The organism is Rhizobium giardinii bv. giardinii H152, from assembly GCF_000379605.1.
Classification (GTDB): Bacteria; Pseudomonadota; Alphaproteobacteria; order Rhizobiales; family Rhizobiaceae; genus Pararhizobium; species Pararhizobium giardinii.
On record NZ_KB902579.1, the window covers coordinates 446,948 to 465,455 of the forward strand.

Annotated in this window: 15 protein-coding genes; 11 read left to right on the forward strand and 4 right to left on the reverse strand. The window is 61.0% G+C overall.

Going from position 1 to position 18,508, the window contains the following annotated elements; genetic code table 11:
* Positions 1 to 94 precede the first annotated feature (94 nt).
* A complete protein-coding gene (locus tag A3AY_RS0105745) occupies positions 95 to 922 on the reverse strand; it encodes a ferritin-like domain-containing protein (RefSeq protein ID WP_018324738.1) in 828 nt (275 codons plus the stop codon).
* Positions 919 to 1,404 carry a peroxiredoxin gene (locus A3AY_RS0105750; protein WP_018324739.1) on the reverse strand — a complete coding sequence of 162 codons (486 nt, stop codon included), beginning with the start codon at positions 1,402 to 1,404 and terminating at the stop codon, positions 919 to 921. The genes A3AY_RS0105745 and A3AY_RS0105750 overlap by 4 nt, the downstream gene beginning before the upstream one ends.
* Before the next feature lie 364 nt (positions 1,405 to 1,768).
* On the opposite strand from A3AY_RS0105750, the gene A3AY_RS0105755 reads away from it, so the two are divergent.
* Positions 1,769 to 5,161 (forward strand): YhdP family protein, encoded by a 3,393-nt coding sequence (locus tag A3AY_RS0105755; protein WP_018324740.1) that lies wholly within the window; start codon positions 1,769 to 1,771, stop codon positions 5,159 to 5,161.
* Between the two features lie 54 nt (positions 5,162 to 5,215).
* On the opposite strand, the gene tyrS is transcribed toward A3AY_RS0105755, so the two are convergent.
* A complete protein-coding gene (gene tyrS / locus A3AY_RS0105760) occupies positions 5,216 to 6,469 on the reverse strand; it encodes a tyrosine--tRNA ligase (RefSeq protein ID WP_018324741.1) in 1,254 nt (417 codons plus the stop codon).
* Between the two features lie 129 nt (positions 6,470 to 6,598).
* Here tyrS and A3AY_RS34510 point away from each other — a divergent pair, with 129 nt between their 5' ends.
* Complete coding sequence (locus A3AY_RS34510) at positions 6,599 to 7,744, forward strand: anhydro-N-acetylmuramic acid kinase (protein ID WP_051108311.1); 1,146 nt, start codon at positions 6,599 to 6,601, stop codon at positions 7,742 to 7,744.
* A gap of 115 nt (positions 7,745 to 7,859) precedes the next feature.
* Complete coding sequence (locus A3AY_RS0105770) at positions 7,860 to 8,333, forward strand: nucleoside deaminase (protein WP_018324743.1); 474 nt, start codon at positions 7,860 to 7,862, stop codon at positions 8,331 to 8,333.
* A 199-nt stretch (positions 8,334 to 8,532) separates the two neighbouring features.
* Here A3AY_RS0105770 and A3AY_RS0105775 read toward each other — a convergent pair whose 3' ends face one another.
* Positions 8,533 to 9,210, reverse strand: coding sequence for an alpha/beta hydrolase (locus A3AY_RS0105775; protein WP_018324744.1), 678 nt, complete (start codon positions 9,208 to 9,210; stop codon positions 8,533 to 8,535).
* 227 nt (positions 9,211 to 9,437) lie between these two features.
* On the opposite strand from A3AY_RS0105775, the gene A3AY_RS0105780 reads away from it, so the two are divergent.
* The 8 genes from A3AY_RS0105780 (at position 9,438) to A3AY_RS0105815 (ending at position 18,462) form a co-directional block, all read left to right on the forward strand.
* Positions 9,438 to 10,604, forward strand: coding sequence for a cysteine desulfurase family protein (locus A3AY_RS0105780; protein WP_018324745.1), 1,167 nt, complete (start codon positions 9,438 to 9,440; stop codon positions 10,602 to 10,604).
* Positions 10,605 to 10,748: 144 nt separating this feature from the next.
* A complete protein-coding gene (sufB, locus tag A3AY_RS0105785; RefSeq protein WP_018324746.1) occupies positions 10,749 to 12,218 on the forward strand; it encodes a Fe-S cluster assembly protein SufB in 1,470 nt (489 codons plus the stop codon).
* 75 nt (positions 12,219 to 12,293) lie between these two features.
* Positions 12,294 to 13,049 (forward strand): Fe-S cluster assembly ATPase SufC, encoded by a 756-nt coding sequence (sufC, locus tag A3AY_RS0105790; protein ID WP_018324747.1) that lies wholly within the window; start codon positions 12,294 to 12,296, stop codon positions 13,047 to 13,049.
* Positions 13,050 to 13,061: 12 nt separating this feature from the next.
* Positions 13,062 to 14,336, forward strand: a complete 1,275-nt coding sequence (gene sufD / locus A3AY_RS0105795; protein WP_018324748.1) for a Fe-S cluster assembly protein SufD — start codon at positions 13,062 to 13,064, stop codon at positions 14,334 to 14,336.
* A gap of 12 nt (positions 14,337 to 14,348) precedes the next feature.
* A complete protein-coding gene (locus tag A3AY_RS0105800; RefSeq protein ID WP_026203151.1) occupies positions 14,349 to 15,590 on the forward strand; it encodes a cysteine desulfurase in 1,242 nt (413 codons plus the stop codon).
* Between the two features lie 11 nt (positions 15,591 to 15,601).
* Complete coding sequence (locus tag A3AY_RS0105805; protein WP_018324750.1) at positions 15,602 to 15,982, forward strand: SUF system Fe-S cluster assembly protein; 381 nt, start codon at positions 15,602 to 15,604, stop codon at positions 15,980 to 15,982.
* A 101-nt stretch (positions 15,983 to 16,083) separates the two neighbouring features.
* Positions 16,084 to 16,476, forward strand: coding sequence for a Fe-S cluster assembly scaffold SufA (gene sufA, locus A3AY_RS0105810; protein ID WP_018324751.1), 393 nt, complete (start codon positions 16,084 to 16,086; stop codon positions 16,474 to 16,476).
* A 120-nt stretch (positions 16,477 to 16,596) separates the two neighbouring features.
* A complete protein-coding gene (locus tag A3AY_RS0105815; RefSeq protein WP_018324752.1) occupies positions 16,597 to 18,462 on the forward strand; it encodes a PAS domain-containing sensor histidine kinase in 1,866 nt (621 codons plus the stop codon).
* Positions 18,463 to 18,508 lie beyond the last annotated feature (46 nt).

Below are 18,508 nucleotides of genomic sequence, written 5' to 3' on the forward strand. Positions count from 1 at the left end.
ACCCCCGCCGCGTGCGATTCTGCGCGTTTTGATGCGGTTGATTAGACACTGTTAAGGTTAATAAAGCCTTTGCCGAGCCAAAGCCGGCGCAGCGTCAGGTGTTCACCGAGGCCGTCATCGAACGGTAGAATGACGGCGTCAGACCGGCCTCCGCCCGGGCTATGTCGTTGAACGGTGCCTTCAGCGGTCCACGGAAATTGGCCCGCACGAGCGCCTGAAACGCCGCGGCCGGATCCTTCTTCTGGCGGGCGCAGAGAAAGCGGAACCATTTGGCGCCTACGGCGACGTGGCCCTTCTCGTCTTCATAGATCACATCGAGCACCGCCGCACTTTCCAGGTCGCCGGCTTCCCGCATCTTCGCCTGCAGGGCAGGCGTCACGTCGAGGCCACGCGCCTCGAGAATCAGTGGCACGACGGCGAGACGTGCCGTGAGGTCGTTGCGGGTGTCGTGTGCCGCCTGCCAGAGACCGTCATGGGCGGGCAGGTCGCCATAGTCCGCGCCGAGCTGCCGCAACCGGTCTCGGACCAGGCGAAAATGCTTGGCTTCCTCGAAGGCCACCCGCATCCAGCCGTCGAAGAACGAGATTGGCACCGGCTCGCTGGCAAACCGGGCGACGATGTCGAGCGCGAGATCGACGGCATTGAGTTCGATATGGGCAATGGCGTGGAGCAGGGCGACCCGTCCCTTCTCCGTCGTCAGCGCCCGCTTCGGCACCTGTCTCGGCGGTATGAGATCCGGTTTTTCCGGGCGGCCCGGACGATCCGGGACCTGCGTATCGAGCGGCGACCGCAAGGACAGGCCGCGCGCACTCCAGCGGCGCGCGACTTCCTGCGTCAGAAGCGTCTTCACGTCGAGGTCGGCGGCGCGGATGGCGCACGCCGCACCGTCGCGCAGGCTCCGAATCGCCGGCAGTTCCGTCATTTTCCGCCGCTTTCCGCTAGGTTTTTGGCCGCGGCCAGCACCTCTTCGGCATGCCCGGGAACCTTCACCTTTTCCCAGACCCGCCGGACGATGCCGTTTGCGTCGATCAGCACGGTGGTCCGCTCGACACCCATGTATTTCCTGCCATACATGCTTTTTTCGACCCAGACGCCATAGGCGTTCAGGACTGCCTTTGCCTCATCGGCAGCGAGAATGACGGAAAGATCGTATTTCTTCGCGAACTTGTCGTGCTTCTTGACCGAATCGGGCGACATGCCGATCACCACGGCCCCCGCGGCTGCGAAATCGCCCGCAAGCGCAGTGAAGGCAATGGATTCCGCCGTGCAGCCGCTGGTGTCGTCCTTCGGATAGAAGAACAGGACAACGGATTTCCCCCTGAATTGCGCCAGCGAGACGGTGCCGCCGCCATCACGGGGAAGCGTAAATTCCGGTGCTGATGCACCTTCTTCCAGATTCGCCATGGATAATCCTTTTTTCTGCGCCATGTGCTGCGTCGGTTATCGCAAGAGGCTTATCGAATCCGACCCCGCCGCGTCCAGCGCCGAGTGGAACGCGTAATCCGACCGGAGAGCGAAGACGAGCCTGGCGGCAGACAGCGTTTGCCCTGCCGTTCTTCTTTAACTACTGTGAAACGGACACAAATGCCTCAGGGCGACGCAGTGCCTGGTGGCATTTCCGGACGAATGTCCGAATGAAATCAGCCACGACAAGGTGCGCAAGATTCCTGTAGCAGGGTCTTGCTGCCTGGCGCGGCGGGGCATTGTAACGGACTGGAAAAAGCGAGCGAATGAACTTTTTGACTATTCTGGGAGGCCGCCGGCCCTGATGAGTGAAATCCGCGGCGAAAGGGTATCGTTTCGCAAGGAAGACATCGTCGCTTTGCATAATCTGCCGTCGGCGCAGGCGCATGACCCGTGCATCCTGCATGCGCCGCGCAAGCGCGGCATCACACATCTGGTGTTGACGACAATCACCATCGTTACAGCAATTGCCTTTCTTATCGGGGGAGTGCTGCTGGCGACGATCGAAGGCGGGTTGCTGGACGGACCGCTCAATGCGCGGGCGCAGACGGCTCTGAACGCGGCGATCGGCGACGGCTATCATGCCGAGGTCGGCAGCACGGTGTTGCGCTTGACGTCGAATGGCGGCCTCGCGCTCAAGGCGCAGGATGTCGCCCTCGTAGAAAATGCCTCCAACAAACGGCTGGTGACCACCAATTCCGTCTTTATCGAGATCGATCCGATGGCGCTTTTAAGCGGGCGGGTTGCCGTGTCGAGGCTGGAGGCAGAGGGAGCGACGCTTGATTCCTCCTTGCTGTCGCAGGGTAAACCGATCGATCTGACGACAATTCGCGTTGCCGATGTCGCCAGCGGACTGGAATTTGTTTTCAACCAGATGGACGGCATCGCGCAGTTGATCAGCCGCAGCAATACCGAATCCGTCAGGATCGCGGACCTGCAACTGTCTTTTTTGGGGCCACGCAACCGTGTCGTTCCGGTGGTCGTGGATGCCGTTGATTTCAAGCGCGGCAGTGACGGCTCGATGCAGATCGACGGGGTCTTCTTTGTCGCTGGTGAAGCCGCTGAACTGCACCTGCGCGCCAGCCGGCAGGCCGATCGCATTGCGCACCTTGATGGCGCAGTGACCGGACTGCCGCTTTCGGCGCTTCTGCACCGGGATGAGACTGCAACGGAACCCGCCTTCGGCATCAAGAGCGGCGCCGACCTGAGCATCACCGCGACGCGTGCTGACGATGGTGCGACGCCGACGCTGGAACTGAGAGCCCGGACTGGCGCGGGGGCGTTCGACGCTGGCGCATTCACCTCGGAGCTGAAGCAATCCGAGCTGAACGTCACCTATGACTTCGGCCGGGGCAGGATCGAAATTCTGCCGTCCATCGTACGGGTTGGTCGCTCGGCCTTTCCCTTTACCGGTGCGATCGCCGATCTCGACCACATCGCGCCGGCCGGCAAGAAGGGCTTCTCGCTGGATATTCTGCTGCAGTCTGCCAGTTCCGCGCCTGTCGATGTCGATGAACCGCCGCTGATCTTCGACGCCAAGGCGCAAGGCCGGTTTCTGTCGGAGAGCCATGAGCTGGTCTTCGACGAACTTGCGGTATCGAGCAGGCTTGGCGCCGCAGCCGGTTCGCTTGCCATGACCTTCGGCGAAATGTCGCCGCAGGTCAGCTTTGCGCTTGTCACGGACAAGTTGCAGTCGGCCGCGGTGAAGCAGCTTTGGCCCTGGTGGGTCGGGAAGAACGCGCGTCGCTGGGTCGTCAACAATATCTACGGCGGAACCGTCACCAACGGCAGGATCGAAGTCTTCCTGCCGATGGGACGCGTTACCCGGACTGTCGGGCCGATCGATCTGAAAGGCGATGAACTCAACGTTCGCTTCGACATCGCGGACGCCCGCGTGAACATCGCCGGCGACATCCCGCCGCTGCGCGACGCGGCCGGAGCATTCACGCTGAAGGGCGAACATCTTGACGTGCGGATCGACCGGGGAACCGCCTATTTCCCATCCGGCCGCTCGGTAAGCCTGAAGGGCGGCAATTTCGTCATCCCGAACACCTATGAAAAGCCGCTGATCGCCGAAATGAAGCTGGACGTCGGCGGGCAGGCGGATGCGATCGCCGAACTCGTCAGCTACCGGCCCATCTCCGCCCTGCAGCGAACGCCGTTCAAGCCAGAGGATTTTTCGGGCAACATGACGGCGCAGGTCGGAGCGCGATTTGGGCTTGTGCGAGCACAAAACCCACCCGAGCCGCAATGGCAGGCGCAGATGCTGCTCGACGGCGTGACCGTCAACAAGCCGATATCCGGACGTGCGATCTCCAACATCCAGGGGACGCTCAGGATCGATCCGCAGCAGGCGGTGTTGGAGGCGAAAGCCGACATCGATGGTGGGCCGATGGATATCTCGCTAGTCGAACCTGTCGGTGCCGGCAGTACCGTTACGCGAAAACGCGAAATTTCCGGGACGCTTAGGGAGGGGATGCTCGCCAAGCTGGCCCCCGGCCTGGCGCAGATCATCAGCGGACCTGTGTCGCTGGACATCCTGATTGACGAAAACGATCGCCACACGGTTTCGGCCGACTTCGGCAACGCGTCGATTTCGCTGCCCTGGATCGGCTGGTCGAAGGGCCCGGGGATCGCGGCAAAGGCGACGTTTTCGGCTTCGACCATCGACAGCGTCACGCAGATCGACAATCTGAAGCTGGACGGCGGTAGTTTTGGCGCGGATGGCAAGCTGGTGATCGATAAATCGGGGCTGATCTCCGGCCAGTTTTCGTCGGTGCGGCTGGCCCAGGACGACAATTATGCAGTCAGCGTCAAGCGCCAGAAGAATGGCTTTGCAATCAACGTCAACGGCAACGCCGCCGATATCCGACCGGTAATCGAACGTCTGCGCACCTCTTCCGGCAACGACACGATGGATTCCACGCGAATCTCCCTGGAGGCAAACCTGCAGCAGGTGATCGGATTCCATTCCGAAACCCTGTCGAACCTTGATCTGAAATATGTCGCACGGGGCAAGCAGATCGACGCCGTCAATCTCTCCGCGGTCACCGATAGCGGCCAGGCGGTCGTGGCCAGGCTCACGCAAAACGGTCCGGACAGTATTCTGGAGGTGACCAGCGGCGACGCCGGATCGCTGGCCCTGTTCGCAAATATCTACAGCAACATGCGCGGCGGCCTGTTGAACGTGAAGCTGCGCGACAGGGGCGCCAGTTCCTGGCGGGGAATTGTCGATATCCGCAAGTTTTCGCTTGTCAACGAAGCTCGGCTGCAATCGATCGTTTCGACGCCAACCGGCGCCGATGGCCGAAGCCTGAACCAGGCGGTGAAAAGGGACATCGACGTCAGTTCGGCGCGTTTCGAACGGGGTTTCGCAAATGTGATGCTCGACGACGGGCTGATCGCGGTCGACGGCGGGGTGGTCCGTGGCAATGACATCGGCGCGACCTTCCAGGGCACGGTGCGCGACAAGAACGGCAATATGGACATGACCGGCACGTTCATGCCGGCTTACGGACTGAACCGGTTGTTCGGTGAACTGCCGCTGATCGGCGTGCTTCTCGGCAACGGCCGCGACCGCGGCCTGCTCGGGATCACCTTCAAGCTGACGGGACCGTTCGTAAAGCCGAACCTGACGATCAACCCGTTGTCGATCATTGCGCCCGGGGTATTCCGCAGCATTTTCGAATTCCAATAAGAAACCGGCGGGATCGCCGCCGGTTTCGCAGTGATTGCACGATGCTGCCGCCGATCAGGCGGGCCGGACGAGAATGTGCTTCTTCTTGCCGAGCGACAGCTTGATGACATTTTCGACGGTGATCTCGCCTGTGCCGATCACCTGCCGGTCGTCACTGACCACCTTGTCGTTGACGCGGACTGCGCCGTCTTTCAGGAACTGCCGGACCTTGCCGTTGGATTCCGCCAGGCCGGCACGCACGAACAGCGAAAGAACGCCGACGCCGGCTTCGAGCTCTGCCGCCGGCACGTCGATCGACGGCAGGTTCTCGGCAAGCGCGCCTTCCTCGAAGGTCTTGCGCGCGGTTTCGGCGGCTTCCTCGGCGGCAGCGCGGCCATGCAGCATCGCCGTGATCTCGGTCGCGAGGATCTTCTTGACCTCGTTGATTTCCGCGCCGCCGAGTTGCGACAGGCGGGCGATTTCGCTCATCGGCAGTGTCGTGTAGAGCTTGAGGAAGCGCGACACGTCGGCATCCAACGTGTTGCGCCAGTATTGCCAGAAGTCGTAGGCCGACAGCATATCCGGGTTGAGCCAGATCGCGCCGTTGACCGACTTGCCCATCTTGGCACCCGAAGAGGTGGTGAGCAGCGGCGAAGTCAGCGCGTAAAGCTGCGGCGTGCCCATGCGGTGGCCGAGATCGATGCCGTTGACGATGTTGCCCCACTGGTCGGAGCCCCCCATCTGCAAGCGGCAGCCGGTACGCTTGTAGAGCTCGACGAAGTCGTAGGCCTGCAGGATCATGTAGTTGAATTCCAGGAAAGACAGCGACTGTTCGCGGTCGAGCCTCGTCTTGACGCTGTCGAAGGCGAGCATGCGGTTGACCGAGAAATGACGGCCGACATCGCGCAGGAATTCGAGATAGTTGATGCCGAGCAACCAGTCGGCATTGTTGATCATCAGGGCATCCTTGGGCCCTTCGCCGTAGGTCAGGTAGTTGGAGAACACCGTTTTGATGCTGGCGATGTTGGCGGCAATCGTTTCCGGCGTCATCAGCTGGCGTGCCTCGTCCTTGAAGGACGGGTCGCCGACCATGCCGGTGCCGCCGCCCATCAGCGAGATCGGCCGGTGGCCGGTGGCCTGCAGCCAGTGCAGCATCATGATCTGGATGAGACCCCCGGCATGCAGGCTGGGCGCTGTCGGATCGAACCCGATATAGGCCGTCACGATCTCCTTGTTGAACAGCGCATCCAGCCCGGCGTCGTCGGACGTCTGGTGGATGAAACCGCGTTCCTGGAGGGTGTGAAGGAAATCGGACTTGAACTCGGACATGACCTGTCTCTTTCGGTGGGCTGTTTGGATTAACGCTTGTTGGATATGTGCGCGGCGTTTAGCACTGTTTGTTGAAAAGTGCACCTGTCTGCGTCGGGAATGTTTAGGGCCTGCGAGTTTGGAACGCTGATGACCAAGACCATAAGAACGGCCATCGGCCTGATGAGCGGCACGAGCATGGATGGCATCGACATCGCGCTCCTTCGCACCGACGGCGAAAACGTCGTCGAACGCGGACCATCCATGGGCATAGCGTATGAGCAGTCTTTCCGCGACCGACTGAAGCAGGCCTTGGTTGCAGCACGGGATTTGACCGACAGGACGGCGCGGCCGGGCGACCTCGGTGCGGTAGAGCGAAACCTGACGTTACGGCATGCCGTGGCGGTAAGCGATTTTCTGTATCGGCATGATCTGTCGCCTGGCGAGATCGATGTGATCGGCTTTCACGGGCAGACCGTTCTCCATCGTCCGGATGAGGCGCTCACCGTGCAACTTGGCGACGGCGCACTTCTTGCGCAGGCGACCGGCATTCCGGTCGTCTACGACATGCGCGCCAACGACATGGTCCACGGCGGGCAGGGCGCGCCGCTCATTCCCGTCTACCACGCCGCACTCTCTGCAAGCGCAGGCCAGGCATTGCCGACGGTATTCGTCAATATCGGCGGCATCTCCAATCTCACCTTTATCGGCAGGAACGGAGAGATCGTGGCCTATGACAGCGGGCCGGGAAATACGCTGATCGACCAGTGGGTGGAAATGCATACGGGCGCCGCTTACGACCAGGGCGGGGAAATCGCCAGCACCGGAAAGGTGTTGCCGAGCCTGGCCGATCGCTATCTCGGCAGCTCCTTCTTTTCCTCCAACCAGCGCCGATCGCTGGATCGCAATGATTTCCTGCCGCCGCAGAAGGGCGAGGCCGGGCTGGCGGACGGTGCGCGCACGCTTGCCCATGTCACGGCCGCCGCCATTCTGAAATCGGCAAAGCATCTTCCCGAGCCACCAGCGCTCTACATCGTCTGCGGCGGCGGGCGGTTGAACCGTGTCATCATGCAGGATCTCCTTGACCTTGCCCGGGTACAGAACGCGACGGTCATCGCCGCGGAGGAGGCCGGTTTCGATGGGGACGCCATGGAGGCGGAAGCCTGGGCCTATCTCGCTGTTCGCTCTTTGCTGAACCGGCCGCTGACCTTCCCGGGTACGACGGGCGTCGCCGCTGCGGTCACCGGCGGCATGCTCTGCATGCCCGAGAAATCGGGGCTCTTGCGCCCCGATTAACGTTTTCCTGACTCATTGCTCGATGCAGATCACCGATCTTGAATCTGATTTGCAGCCCTTGGAAATCCCTTCGATCCGAGGGAAGATCATCCCGCTCTAACTCTTGGGGGGTCTCATGGAAAATCACGAGCCGTTTCTGCGCGAGGCGATTGCGCTCTCGAAATCCGCGATGGCAAACGGCGACGAACCGTTTGGCTCAGTACTGGTGAAGGACGGCGAAGTCATCCTGCGCGCCGAAAACAGCGTCTTCACCGGCCACGATATGACAAATCACGCCGAGATGAACCTGGTTAAACTGGCGGCGCAGCATTACGACCCTGCTTTTCTCGCTGACTGCACGCTCTACGCGAGCACCGAACCGTGCGCGATGTGCGCCGGGGCGATCTACTGGTCGGGTATCGGGTGTGTGGTGTTTGCGTGCTCCGAAACGCGGCTCGGCGAAATTGCCGGGATCGGGTTAAATGTGCCCAGCCGGGCAGTGTTGGAGACGGGCGCGCGTGCCGTCGCTGTGGTCGGCCCGACGAACCTCGAAGACGAAGCCGCCGAAGTCCACCAGGAATTCTGGCCGAAGCATCTGGGCAAGGTTTAGGCTCGGGGCTCATTGACTAGAGCCGGAAGGTAACGGCGGCTGCGATGGAGGAATGTGTGGGGCGATACGCCGCCAGTCCCTGAGCTTTGTGAACAGGTTCTCGATCTTGTGGCGGCGACAGGCCGGGAGCAGCGGTAGACCCAGGTGTGACGATCATCAGCAAATGAAAAGGCCGGAAACGACCCGGCCTTTTGAGATCTCAGCGGATGCGCTTGGCTGCCGGCTCCGGGGTCAATTCGCCGTTCAGCCGCCGGTCGAGATAATCCTCGCATTCGGCCATCAGCGCATCGACCTGGCCGTTGAAGAAGTGGTTCGCGCCCGGCACGGTCCTGTGGGTGATCAGGATGCCCTTCTGCGCCTTCAGCTTGTCGACCAGGTTGTTGACGTCCTTTTCCGGCGCCACCTTGTCGAGATCGCCATTGATGATCAGGCCGGATGACGGGCAGGGCGCCAGGAACGAAAAGTCGTAGGTATTCGGCTGCGGTGCGATCGACATGAAGCCTTCGATCTCCGGCCGGCGCATCAGAAGCTGCATGCCGATCCACGCCCCGAACGAATAGCCGGCAACCCAACAGCTCTTTGAATCCGGGTGCATGCTCTGGACCCAGTCGAGTGCGGAAGCTGCATCGGACAGTTCGCCGGCGCCGTGGTCGAATTCGCCCTGGCTGCGGCCGATCGAACGGAAATTGAAGCGCAACGTGGTGAAGCCGCGCTTCTGGAACATGTAGAACAGCTGATAGACGATCTGGTTGTTCATCGTCCCGCCGAATTGCGGATGCGGGTGCAGGACGATGGCGATCGGGGCGTTCTTCTGCTTGGACGGCTGGTAACGGCCTTCGAGGCGACCGGCCGGTCCGTTGAAGATGATTTCGGGCATTGGCTCTCCGGGCATGTTTATGGCACTAAAAAACACGTTCCGAGGCTTCAGCAGTCTTGACGAAAGCAGTCAGCTTTTTTAAAACGTAGTTTAGAACCATTCAAAACTTTGACACGGTCTTTCCGTGACGAGTGTCGTCTCTTACGGCAAGCGACGCGAAAATTTCAAGGAAAATGCACCGGCCGCTGCCTTTAACATGGCAACCGGTCGTTCTTTGGCAAGGGAACATGAGGGAAGCGCGCATTTATATGGACTGGAATGCCACCGCGCCGCTTTTGCCGGCCGCGCGCGAGGCGTGCTTGTCTGCGCTCGATCTTGCCGGCAACCCGTCATCCGTTCACGGCGAAGGTCGCAAGATCCGTGCGTTGATCGAGACTGCGCGGCGCGACGTGGCCGCATTGTGCGGCGCGCAACCGGCCAGCGTGACGTTCACCAGCGGCGCCACCGAGGCGGCCAACTGGGTGCTGACGCCTGATTTCCGGATGGGCAAGACGCCGATTTCGATCGGCCATCTCTATATTTCCGCGATCGAGCATCCCGCCATTCGCGAAGGCGGCCGTTTCGGCAGGAACGACATCAGCGAAATCGCCGTGACGCCGGCGGGCATGCTGGACCTGGCAGCGCTCGAGGCGGCACTTGCCGCGCATGACCGCCAGACCGGCCTGCCGATGGTTGCCGTCATGCTTGCCAACAATGAAACCGGCATCGTCCAGCCGATCGCGGAGGTTTCGCATCTGGTCAAGGCGGCCGGTGGCATTCTGGTCGTCGATGGGGTGCAGGCCGCGGGCCGCATCGCCTTGTCGATCGAAAACCTTGGCGCCGACTTCCTGATCATTTCGTCGCACAAGATCGGCGGACCAAAGGGCGCGGGCGCACTGATCGCACGCGGCGAAATCCTGATGCCTTCGGCGCTGATCCGTGGCGGCGGCCAGGAGAAGGGCCATCGCTCGGGGACGGAAAACCCTGCGGCCATCGCCGGTTTCGGGGCTGCGGCGCGCGCTGCGGTCGATGGGCTAGCGGGGCGGATGGCGGCGGTTGCGGCATTGCGCGATGATCTGGAAAGCGAAATGGTCGCCGTAGCGCCCGACGTCATCATCCATGGCAAAAGCGGACCTCGGCTCGGCAATACGACGTTCTTCACCTTGCCCGGCCTCAAGGCCGAGACGGGCCAGATCGCCTTCGATCTGGAAGGCGTCGCTTTGTCGGCAGGGTCGGCCTGTTCGTCCGGCAAGGTCGGCCAGAGCTATGTTCTGTCGGCAATGGGTCATGATCCGGGACAGGGCGCATTGCGGATATCGATCGGGTCGTCTACGACGCGGGCCGAAATCGGCCGCTGTGCCGAGGTCTTTGCAAAGGTCGCGGCGCGGCGCAGGCTCTCGGGGGCCGCCGCCTGAAGGCAATAAAATTGCGGAAATTCAATTTTCCGCTTGGCAAACGGGGTGAAAATCGCCCCTTAGCCATTACATTAGCGGTGCGACGAAAATCGCATCGTACTGACAAGCTGCCGGACCTTGTATCCGGCGAGATTGGAGAACGACATGGCTGCCGTGCAGGAAACAATCGATCAGGTCGCCCTGATCGATGTGGACCAGTACAAATACGGGTTTGAAACGAAGATCGAGATGGACAAGGCGCCCAAGGGCCTGTCCGAAGAGATCATCCGCTTCATTTCGGCGAAGAAGCAGGAACCGGAATGGATGCTCGAGTGGCGTCTGGAGGCTTACCGCCGCTGGCTGACGCTTGAGGAGCCCACCTGGGCGCGCGTCAACTACCCGAAGATCGATTTCAACGATATCTACTATTACGCCGCGCCGAAGAGTACACCCGGCCCGACGTCGATTGACGATGTCGACCCGGAAATTTTGAAGGTCTATGAAAAGCTCGGCATTCCGCTGCGCGAGCAGGAAATGCTCGCTGGCGTGAAGACCTCGAGGATTGCCGTCGATGCGGTATTCGATTCCGTTTCGGTCGTCACGACCTTCAAAGAAGAACTGAAGAAGGCCGGGGTCATCTTCATGTCGATCTCCGAGGCGATCCGTGAGCATCCGGACCTCGTCAGGAAATATCTCGGCTCTGTCGTTCCGACGACCGACAACTATTATGCGACGCTGAACTCCGCGGTCTTCACCGACGGTTCCTTCGTCCTCGTGCCGAAGGGCGTTCGCTGCCCGATGGAACTGTCGACCTATTTCCGCATCAACGAGAAGAACACGGGCCAATTCGAGCGCACGCTGATCATCGCGGAAGAGGGCGCTTACGTCTCCTACCTCGAAGGCTGCACCGCGCCGCAGCGCGACGAAAACCAGCTGCATGCGGCCGTCGTCGAGTTGGTTGCGCTCGATGATGCCGAGATCAAGTATTCGACCGTCCAGAACTGGTATCCGGGCGACAAGAACGGCAAGGGCGGCATCTACAACTTCGTCACCAAGCGCGGCGATTGCCGCGGCAAGAACTCGAAGATTTCGTGGACGCAGGTCGAAACCGGCTCCGCCATCACCTGGAAATACCCGTCCTGCATCCTGCGCGGCGACGGTTCGCGCGGCGAGTTCTATTCGATCGCCGTGTCAAACGGCCACCAGCAGATCGACAGCGGTACGAAGATGATCCATCTCGGCAAGAACACGTCGAGCCGCATCATTTCCAAGGGCATTGCCGCCGGCGTGTCGCAAAACACCTATCGCGGCCAGGTCTCGACGCACCGCAGGGCGGAAAATGCCCGCAACTTCACGCAGTGCGACAGTCTTCTGATCGGCGACAAGTGCGGTGCCCACACGGTGCCCTACATCGAGGCACGCAATGCCTCGGCCCAGTTCGAGCATGAGGCGACAACGTCGAAGATCTCCGAAGACCAGCTGTTCTACTGCCTGCAGCGCGGCATTCCGGAAGAGGCGGCGATCGCGCTGATCGTCAACGGCTTCGTCAAGGAAGTCATCCAGGAACTGCCGATGGAGTTCGCGGTCGAAGCGCAGAAGCTGATCGGGATTTCGCTGGAAGGCTCGGTGGGCTAAGCGGCTTCACACATTGAACCTGATGCGCGCAACGCTGCGCACGATGTTTATTCATTTCCCAAAGGGAAGATCGAAATGCTTGAAATCAAGAACCTCCATGCCCGCATCGCCGAAGACGGCACCGAGATCATCCGCGGCCTTGACCTGACCGTGAAGGCTGGCGAGGTTGCCGCGATCATGGGGCCGAACGGCTCCGGCAAGTCGACGCTGTCCTACATCCTGTCGGGCCGCGAAGACTATGAAGTTACCGAAGGCGACATCCTTTACAACGGCGAGAGCATCCTGGAGCTCGACCCGTCCGAGCGTGCCGCCAAGGGGATTTTCCTTGCCTTCCAGTATCCGGTTGAAATTCCGGGCGTCGCGACCATGCAGTTCCTCAAGGTGGCACTGAACGAGCAGCGCAAGTATCGCGGCGAGGAAGAGCTTTCGACGCCGGACTTCATCCGCCGTGTCAAGGAAGCCTCCGCCAGGCTGCAGATCAACCCCGACATGCTGAAGCGGCCGCTGAACGTCGGCTTCTCCGGCGGCGAGAAAAAGCGCGCGGAAATACTGCAGATGGCATTGCTGGAGCCGAAGCTCTGCGTGCTGGACGAAACCGACAGCGGCCTCGACATCGACGCGCTGAAGATCGTCGCCGACGGCGTCAATGCACTGCGCTCGCCGGATCGCGCCGTCGTCGTCATCACGCACTACCAGCGCCTGCTCGAATACATCGTGCCGGACAGCGTTCACGTTCTCTACAAGGGCCAGATCATCAAGTCCGGCGACAAGTCGCTGGCGCTCGATCTCGAAGCCAACGGCTATGCCGACATCATCGATGCGGCGGCCTGAGGAGTGCTGGGGATGAACATGCAAACGGCGATAACGATGACGGCCGCCGAGACGGCCCTCGTCGATGGCTATACCGCCCAGATCGGCGAACTGCCCGGCGAAGGCGCCGTGCTTTCGGCGCGCGACACGCTTCTTGCCGATCTGAGAAAGCAGGGCCTGCCGACGCGGCGGGTCGAATCCTGGCATTATACCGATCTGCGCGCGCTTCTGCGCAGCGTTCCGGCTGTCGACCCGACCGCCTTTGCGCAGCGGGTCGATCCGCTGGTTGCCGGTTCATCGGTGCTGTCCGTCCTGAACGGCAAGGCCGATACCAAGGGTGCGCCGGCCGGCGTCAACGTCCGATCCTATGCCGAAAGCCTCGTTGAGGGCGTTGCGGCGGCCGATCTCGTGGAGCGCGATGCCGACGACGCGATCGGCCGTATCAACGGCAGCTTCGTGCGTGACGGTTTCGAGATCGAGGTTGCGGAAGGCACCGAGCTCGAACAGCCGCTGGAACTTCAGCTGGTGCAGAGCGCCGGCCAGAGCCATACCCGCTTCCCGGTAACATTCGGCGCCAACACGAAGGCCGTGGTCATCGAACGCCACCTTTCCGTCAGCGCCGCGCCGAGCCTCGTGACGACCGTTTGCGACCTGATCCTCGACGAGGGCGCGGAGATCACCTGGATCATCCTGCAGCAGCAGGGTGATGCCGACAGCCATCTGGCGCAGGTCAATTTCGACCTTGGTACCAATGCCAAGCTGCGGCTGTTCGTCATCAATGCCGGCGGCAAGCTGGTTCGCCAGGAAGTTCATGGCGTGACGACAGGCGAAGGCTCCGATTTCAAGCTGCGCGGCATCAACCTGCTCGGCGGCGAAACGCATACGGATGTGACCTTCACGCTCGGCCATGACGTCCCGAACACGACATCGACGGAAATCATCCGCAACGTCCTGCTCGGCCGCGCCAAGGGCGTTTTCCAGGGGCAGATCCGCGTTGCTCCCGATGCCCAGAAGACTGACGCGAAGATGGCATGCAACACGCTGCTCCTCTCCGACGACGCCGATTTTTCGGCAAAGCCGGAGCTGGAAATCTTTGCCGACGACGTCCAGTGCGGCCACGGCGCAACGGTGATCGACATCGACGCGACGCATCTTTTCTACCTGCGTGCCCGCGGCATTCCGGAAAACAAGGCGCGGGCCATGCTGGTCAATGCCTTCGTCGACGAGATCGTCGAGGAACTGGAAGACGAAGCCGTGATCGAGCCTTTGGAAGCGATCATCGCGGCCTGGCTCGAGACGCACGCCTGATTGGACAACGACATGGAACATACGGTGCCGGTGCCTGCCTACGACGTCGAAGCGATCCGCCGGGATTTTCCCATCCTGTCGCGGACCGTCTACGGCAAGCCGCTCGTCTATCTCGACAATGGCGCCTCGGCGCAGAAGCCGCAGGTGGTCATCGACGCCGTTGCCCATGCCTATGCCAACGAATATGCCAACGTCCATCGCGGCCTGCATTTCCTGTCGAATGCCGCGACGGATGCCTATGAGGGCGCACGCGAAAAGGTGCGTCGCTTCCTGAACGCGCCGTCCGTCGACAATATCATCTTCACCAAGTCCTCGACGGAGGCGATCAATGCGGTTGCCTATGGGTACGGCATGCCGAAGATTGGCGAGGGCGACGAGATCGTCATCTCGATCATGGAGCATCACTCCAACATCGTGCCATGGCATTTCATCCGCGAACGGCAGGGAGCAAAGCTCGTCTGGGCACCGGTCGACGACCAAGGCGTGTTCCATATCGATGATTTCGTCAAATGCCTGAGCGACCGCACCAAACTGGTGGCGATCACGCATATGTCGAATGCGCTTGGCACGGTCGTTCCGGTCAAGGAGATCTGCCGCATCGCCCATGAGCGCGGTATCCCGGTTTTGATCGACGGCAGCCAGGCCGCGGTCCACATGCCGGTCGATGTCCAGGACATCGATTGCGACTGGTACGTGATGACCGGACACAAGCTCTACGGTCCCTCGGGCATCGGCGTGCTCTACGGCAAGACGGACCGCTTGAAGGAAATGCGCCCCTTCATGGGCGGCGGCGAAATGATCGTCGAGGTGACCGAAGACACCGTCACGTACAACGATCCGCCGCACCGCTTCGAAGCAGGCACGCCGCCGATCGTCCAGGCGATCGGTCTCGGTTATGCGCTTGATTACATGGAAAAGCTCGGCCGCGCGGCCATCGCCGCCCACGAGGCCGATCTGGCTGCCTACGCGTTTCAGCGCCTGTCGTCCGTCAATTCGTTGCGCATCTTCGGGACGGCGCCCGGCAAGGGTGGTATCTTCTCCTTCGAGCTCGAAGGGATCCATTCCCACGACGTGTCGATGGTGATCGACCGGGCGGGCGTGGCGGTGAGGGCCGGAACGCATTGCGCCCAGCCGCTCTTGAAACGCTTTGGCGTCACCTCCACATGCCGTGCATCCTTCGGTCTCTACAATACGCGAGCCGAAGTGGATGCGCTCGTCGATGCGCTGGGTCATGCCCGCAAATTCTTTGCGTAAGGAATAGTCTGATGAGCCTTGATACGACCGAAGAGAAGATCGATGTCCGCGAAGGGATCGTTCATTCCGCAATCCCCGCAGACGAGCTGGCGCGTCTCAGCGACGACGTCATCTCGGCTTTGAAGACGGTCTATGACCCGGAAATTCCGGCCGACATCTTCGAGCTCGGGCTGATCTACAAGATCGATATCGAAGACGACCGGATGGTCAGGATCGCCATGACGCTGACCGCGCCCGGCTGCCCGGTGGCCGGAGAGATGCCGGGCTGGGTGGAGAATGCGGTCGGTGCCGTCGAAGGCGTGTCCGGCGTCGAGGTGACCATGACCTTCGATCCGCCATGGACGCCGGACCGCATGTCGGAAGAGGCGCAGGTGGCCGTCGGCTGGTACTGATCAGTGCCGCAGGCGTATTGATCCCTTAGCCGCCGCACATTACATTCTGGACTCGGGAAAGCATCAGGCCTTGAACCTGATTGCGCTAAGGAGAATGGCCGATGGGCTTTGCAGTGATGAGTTTGAGCGATGCGGCCGCCGGCCGCGTCAAGGCGATCGTCGAGAATGCCGGTGGCGGCGCCGAGGGCATTCGTGTGTCGATCAAGAAGGGCGGTTGCGCCGGTATGGAATATGCCATCGACCTGGTGACTACAGCCAACCCCAAGGACGATTTCGTCGAGCATCAGGGCGCCAAGGTCTGGGTCGCGCCGGAAGCCGTCCTTTACCTGCTCGGTACCCGCATGGATTTCGAAGTGACGACGCTGCGCTCGGGCTTCACCTTCAACAATCCGAACCAGACCTCCGCCTGCGGCTGCGGCGAATCGGTCGAACTGAAGCCGGCGGACCTTGCGGCGTTCGCGGCCAAGGGCGATGCGGTCGTGCGAGCCGGCTAGGCTTTCGCGCAAGGGCCGATATTTGCACGAGAATTCCAAAGGAGACTGGTTTCCGCCAGTCTCTTTTTCTGTTTTTATGCACGTCTGACAAACGCGGCCGGGCCTGGATTGAGTAACGCGATGCCGATTGCGCAGAAACATTTCGTCCAGGCCCTCTACGGCAGCTTTCCCGATCCGGTTGTCATCATTGATTCCGACTGGATCATCCTTTCCGCAAATCCCGCGATCACGAAGCAATTCGGTTATACGGCGGATGAAATCGCCAACCGTCCGGCCCGGATACTTTATGCCACGGATGAAGACTACGACGCATATCTCAGCCGGGACGCGCGCGAACGCGCCGGCGAGGATGTTTCAGATGACGTCCACCAATACCGTCGAAAGGACGGATCGGTGTTTTCCGCCCGTCTGCGCGTTACCGCAGTCCGCGACGAGGATGGCACGGCGCAGGGCTTCATCGGGGTCGTGCACGATATTTCGGATCTTCTCGAACTCGACAGGGCGCGAAGGAAGACCGCCGAGATGTTCGACGCCGCCCTGCAGGCGATACCGGAAGGCTTTGCGATTTTCGACAGGCAGGAAAAACTGATCGCCTTCAATGAAGCCTATCGGCGCATCCTGGGCAAGGCCGGTGACGGTCTCCAGATGGGCATGACCGCCGAGGAAATCCTTGTTGCCGTCCATGAAGCCGGCAACTATCCGTCCATGCCGATCGGCTCGCCGGAGGCCTCGGCGTGGATCGAAAGCCGACTGCAGGATTTTCGCCAACCGAGCGGCAAGCCGCATCTCTTTCCCTACGGCGACGGGCGCTGGATGCAGGCGGAAAACCTGAAGGCCGGTGACGGCAATACCGTCGTCCTGCGCATCGATGTCACGGCCCTGAAGGAGGCGGAACTGGCGCTCGACCGGCAGAGGCTGGAATATTACACGCTCGTCCAGAACATACCGGATTTCATTTGTCGGATTTCTCCGGACCTGACGTGCACCTTCGTCAACGAGACCTATGCCGAGTTCATCGGCAAACCGGCGAGCGAGCTTGCCGGAAAGCCGTTTCTGGACTTTGTCCCGGAACGGGACCGCGAGCGTCTGGTTCGCCTTCTGAGGAACCTCTCGCCGGAGGATCCGATCTTCGCGCGCGAACAGCGCCGGCCATTGGCCGATGGCAGTGACTTCTGGATCTTCTGGTCCAACATGGCGGTGTTCGACGGTGACAACCTTGTCGAATACATCACTGCCGGGCGCGACATCACCGAGTTGAAGCGACAGCAGGTGCGGATTGCCCAGCAAAGTGCCGAGCTGAAGCGCAAGAACGAAGCGCTCAACCAGTTCACCGGCACGGTTTCACACGACCTGAAGGCGCCGCTGCGCCACATATCGATGTTTTCGGAGATGATCAGCGAAGATGTCACGAGCGGCAATTTCGCAGATCTGCCGGTCTATGCCCACCACCTGCGCCAGAGCGCCCGGCGGATGGATCGACTGATCGACAGCCTCCTCGATTACGCCCAGATCGCCGACCAGATCAACAATTGGCAGACGGTTTCCATGTCGGACGTTGTTTCCGACGCCATCCTCAATCTGGACACGTTCATTCGGGAGGCAGACGCAAGGTTCGAGTTCGATGTCTTGCCGCAGGTCAAGGGTGATCCAGAACTGCTGAAGCGCCTCTGCCAGAACCTGATCGGCAATGCGGTCAAGTATCGCCGCGAGGGGATCAAGCCGGTCATCAGCATCTATAGCGAAACGATTGACGATTGTGTCAGAATCTATTTCCAGGATAACGGCATCGGTATCGATCCACGGTTTGCGAAGAAGATCTTCGATGTATTGCAACGTCTTCACCGGGACGAATCGGTCTATCCGGGCACAGGCATCGGGTTGGCATTGGCCAAACGGATCGCCGACAGCCACAACGGCTCCATCGAGCTCGACACGTCCTTTAGCCAGGGCGCGCGCTTTGTCCTGACCTTGCCGGACGCGGTTTAACGGTTCCGAGGACAACCGCAGGATTCACGCAGCGACCGCAGCATGG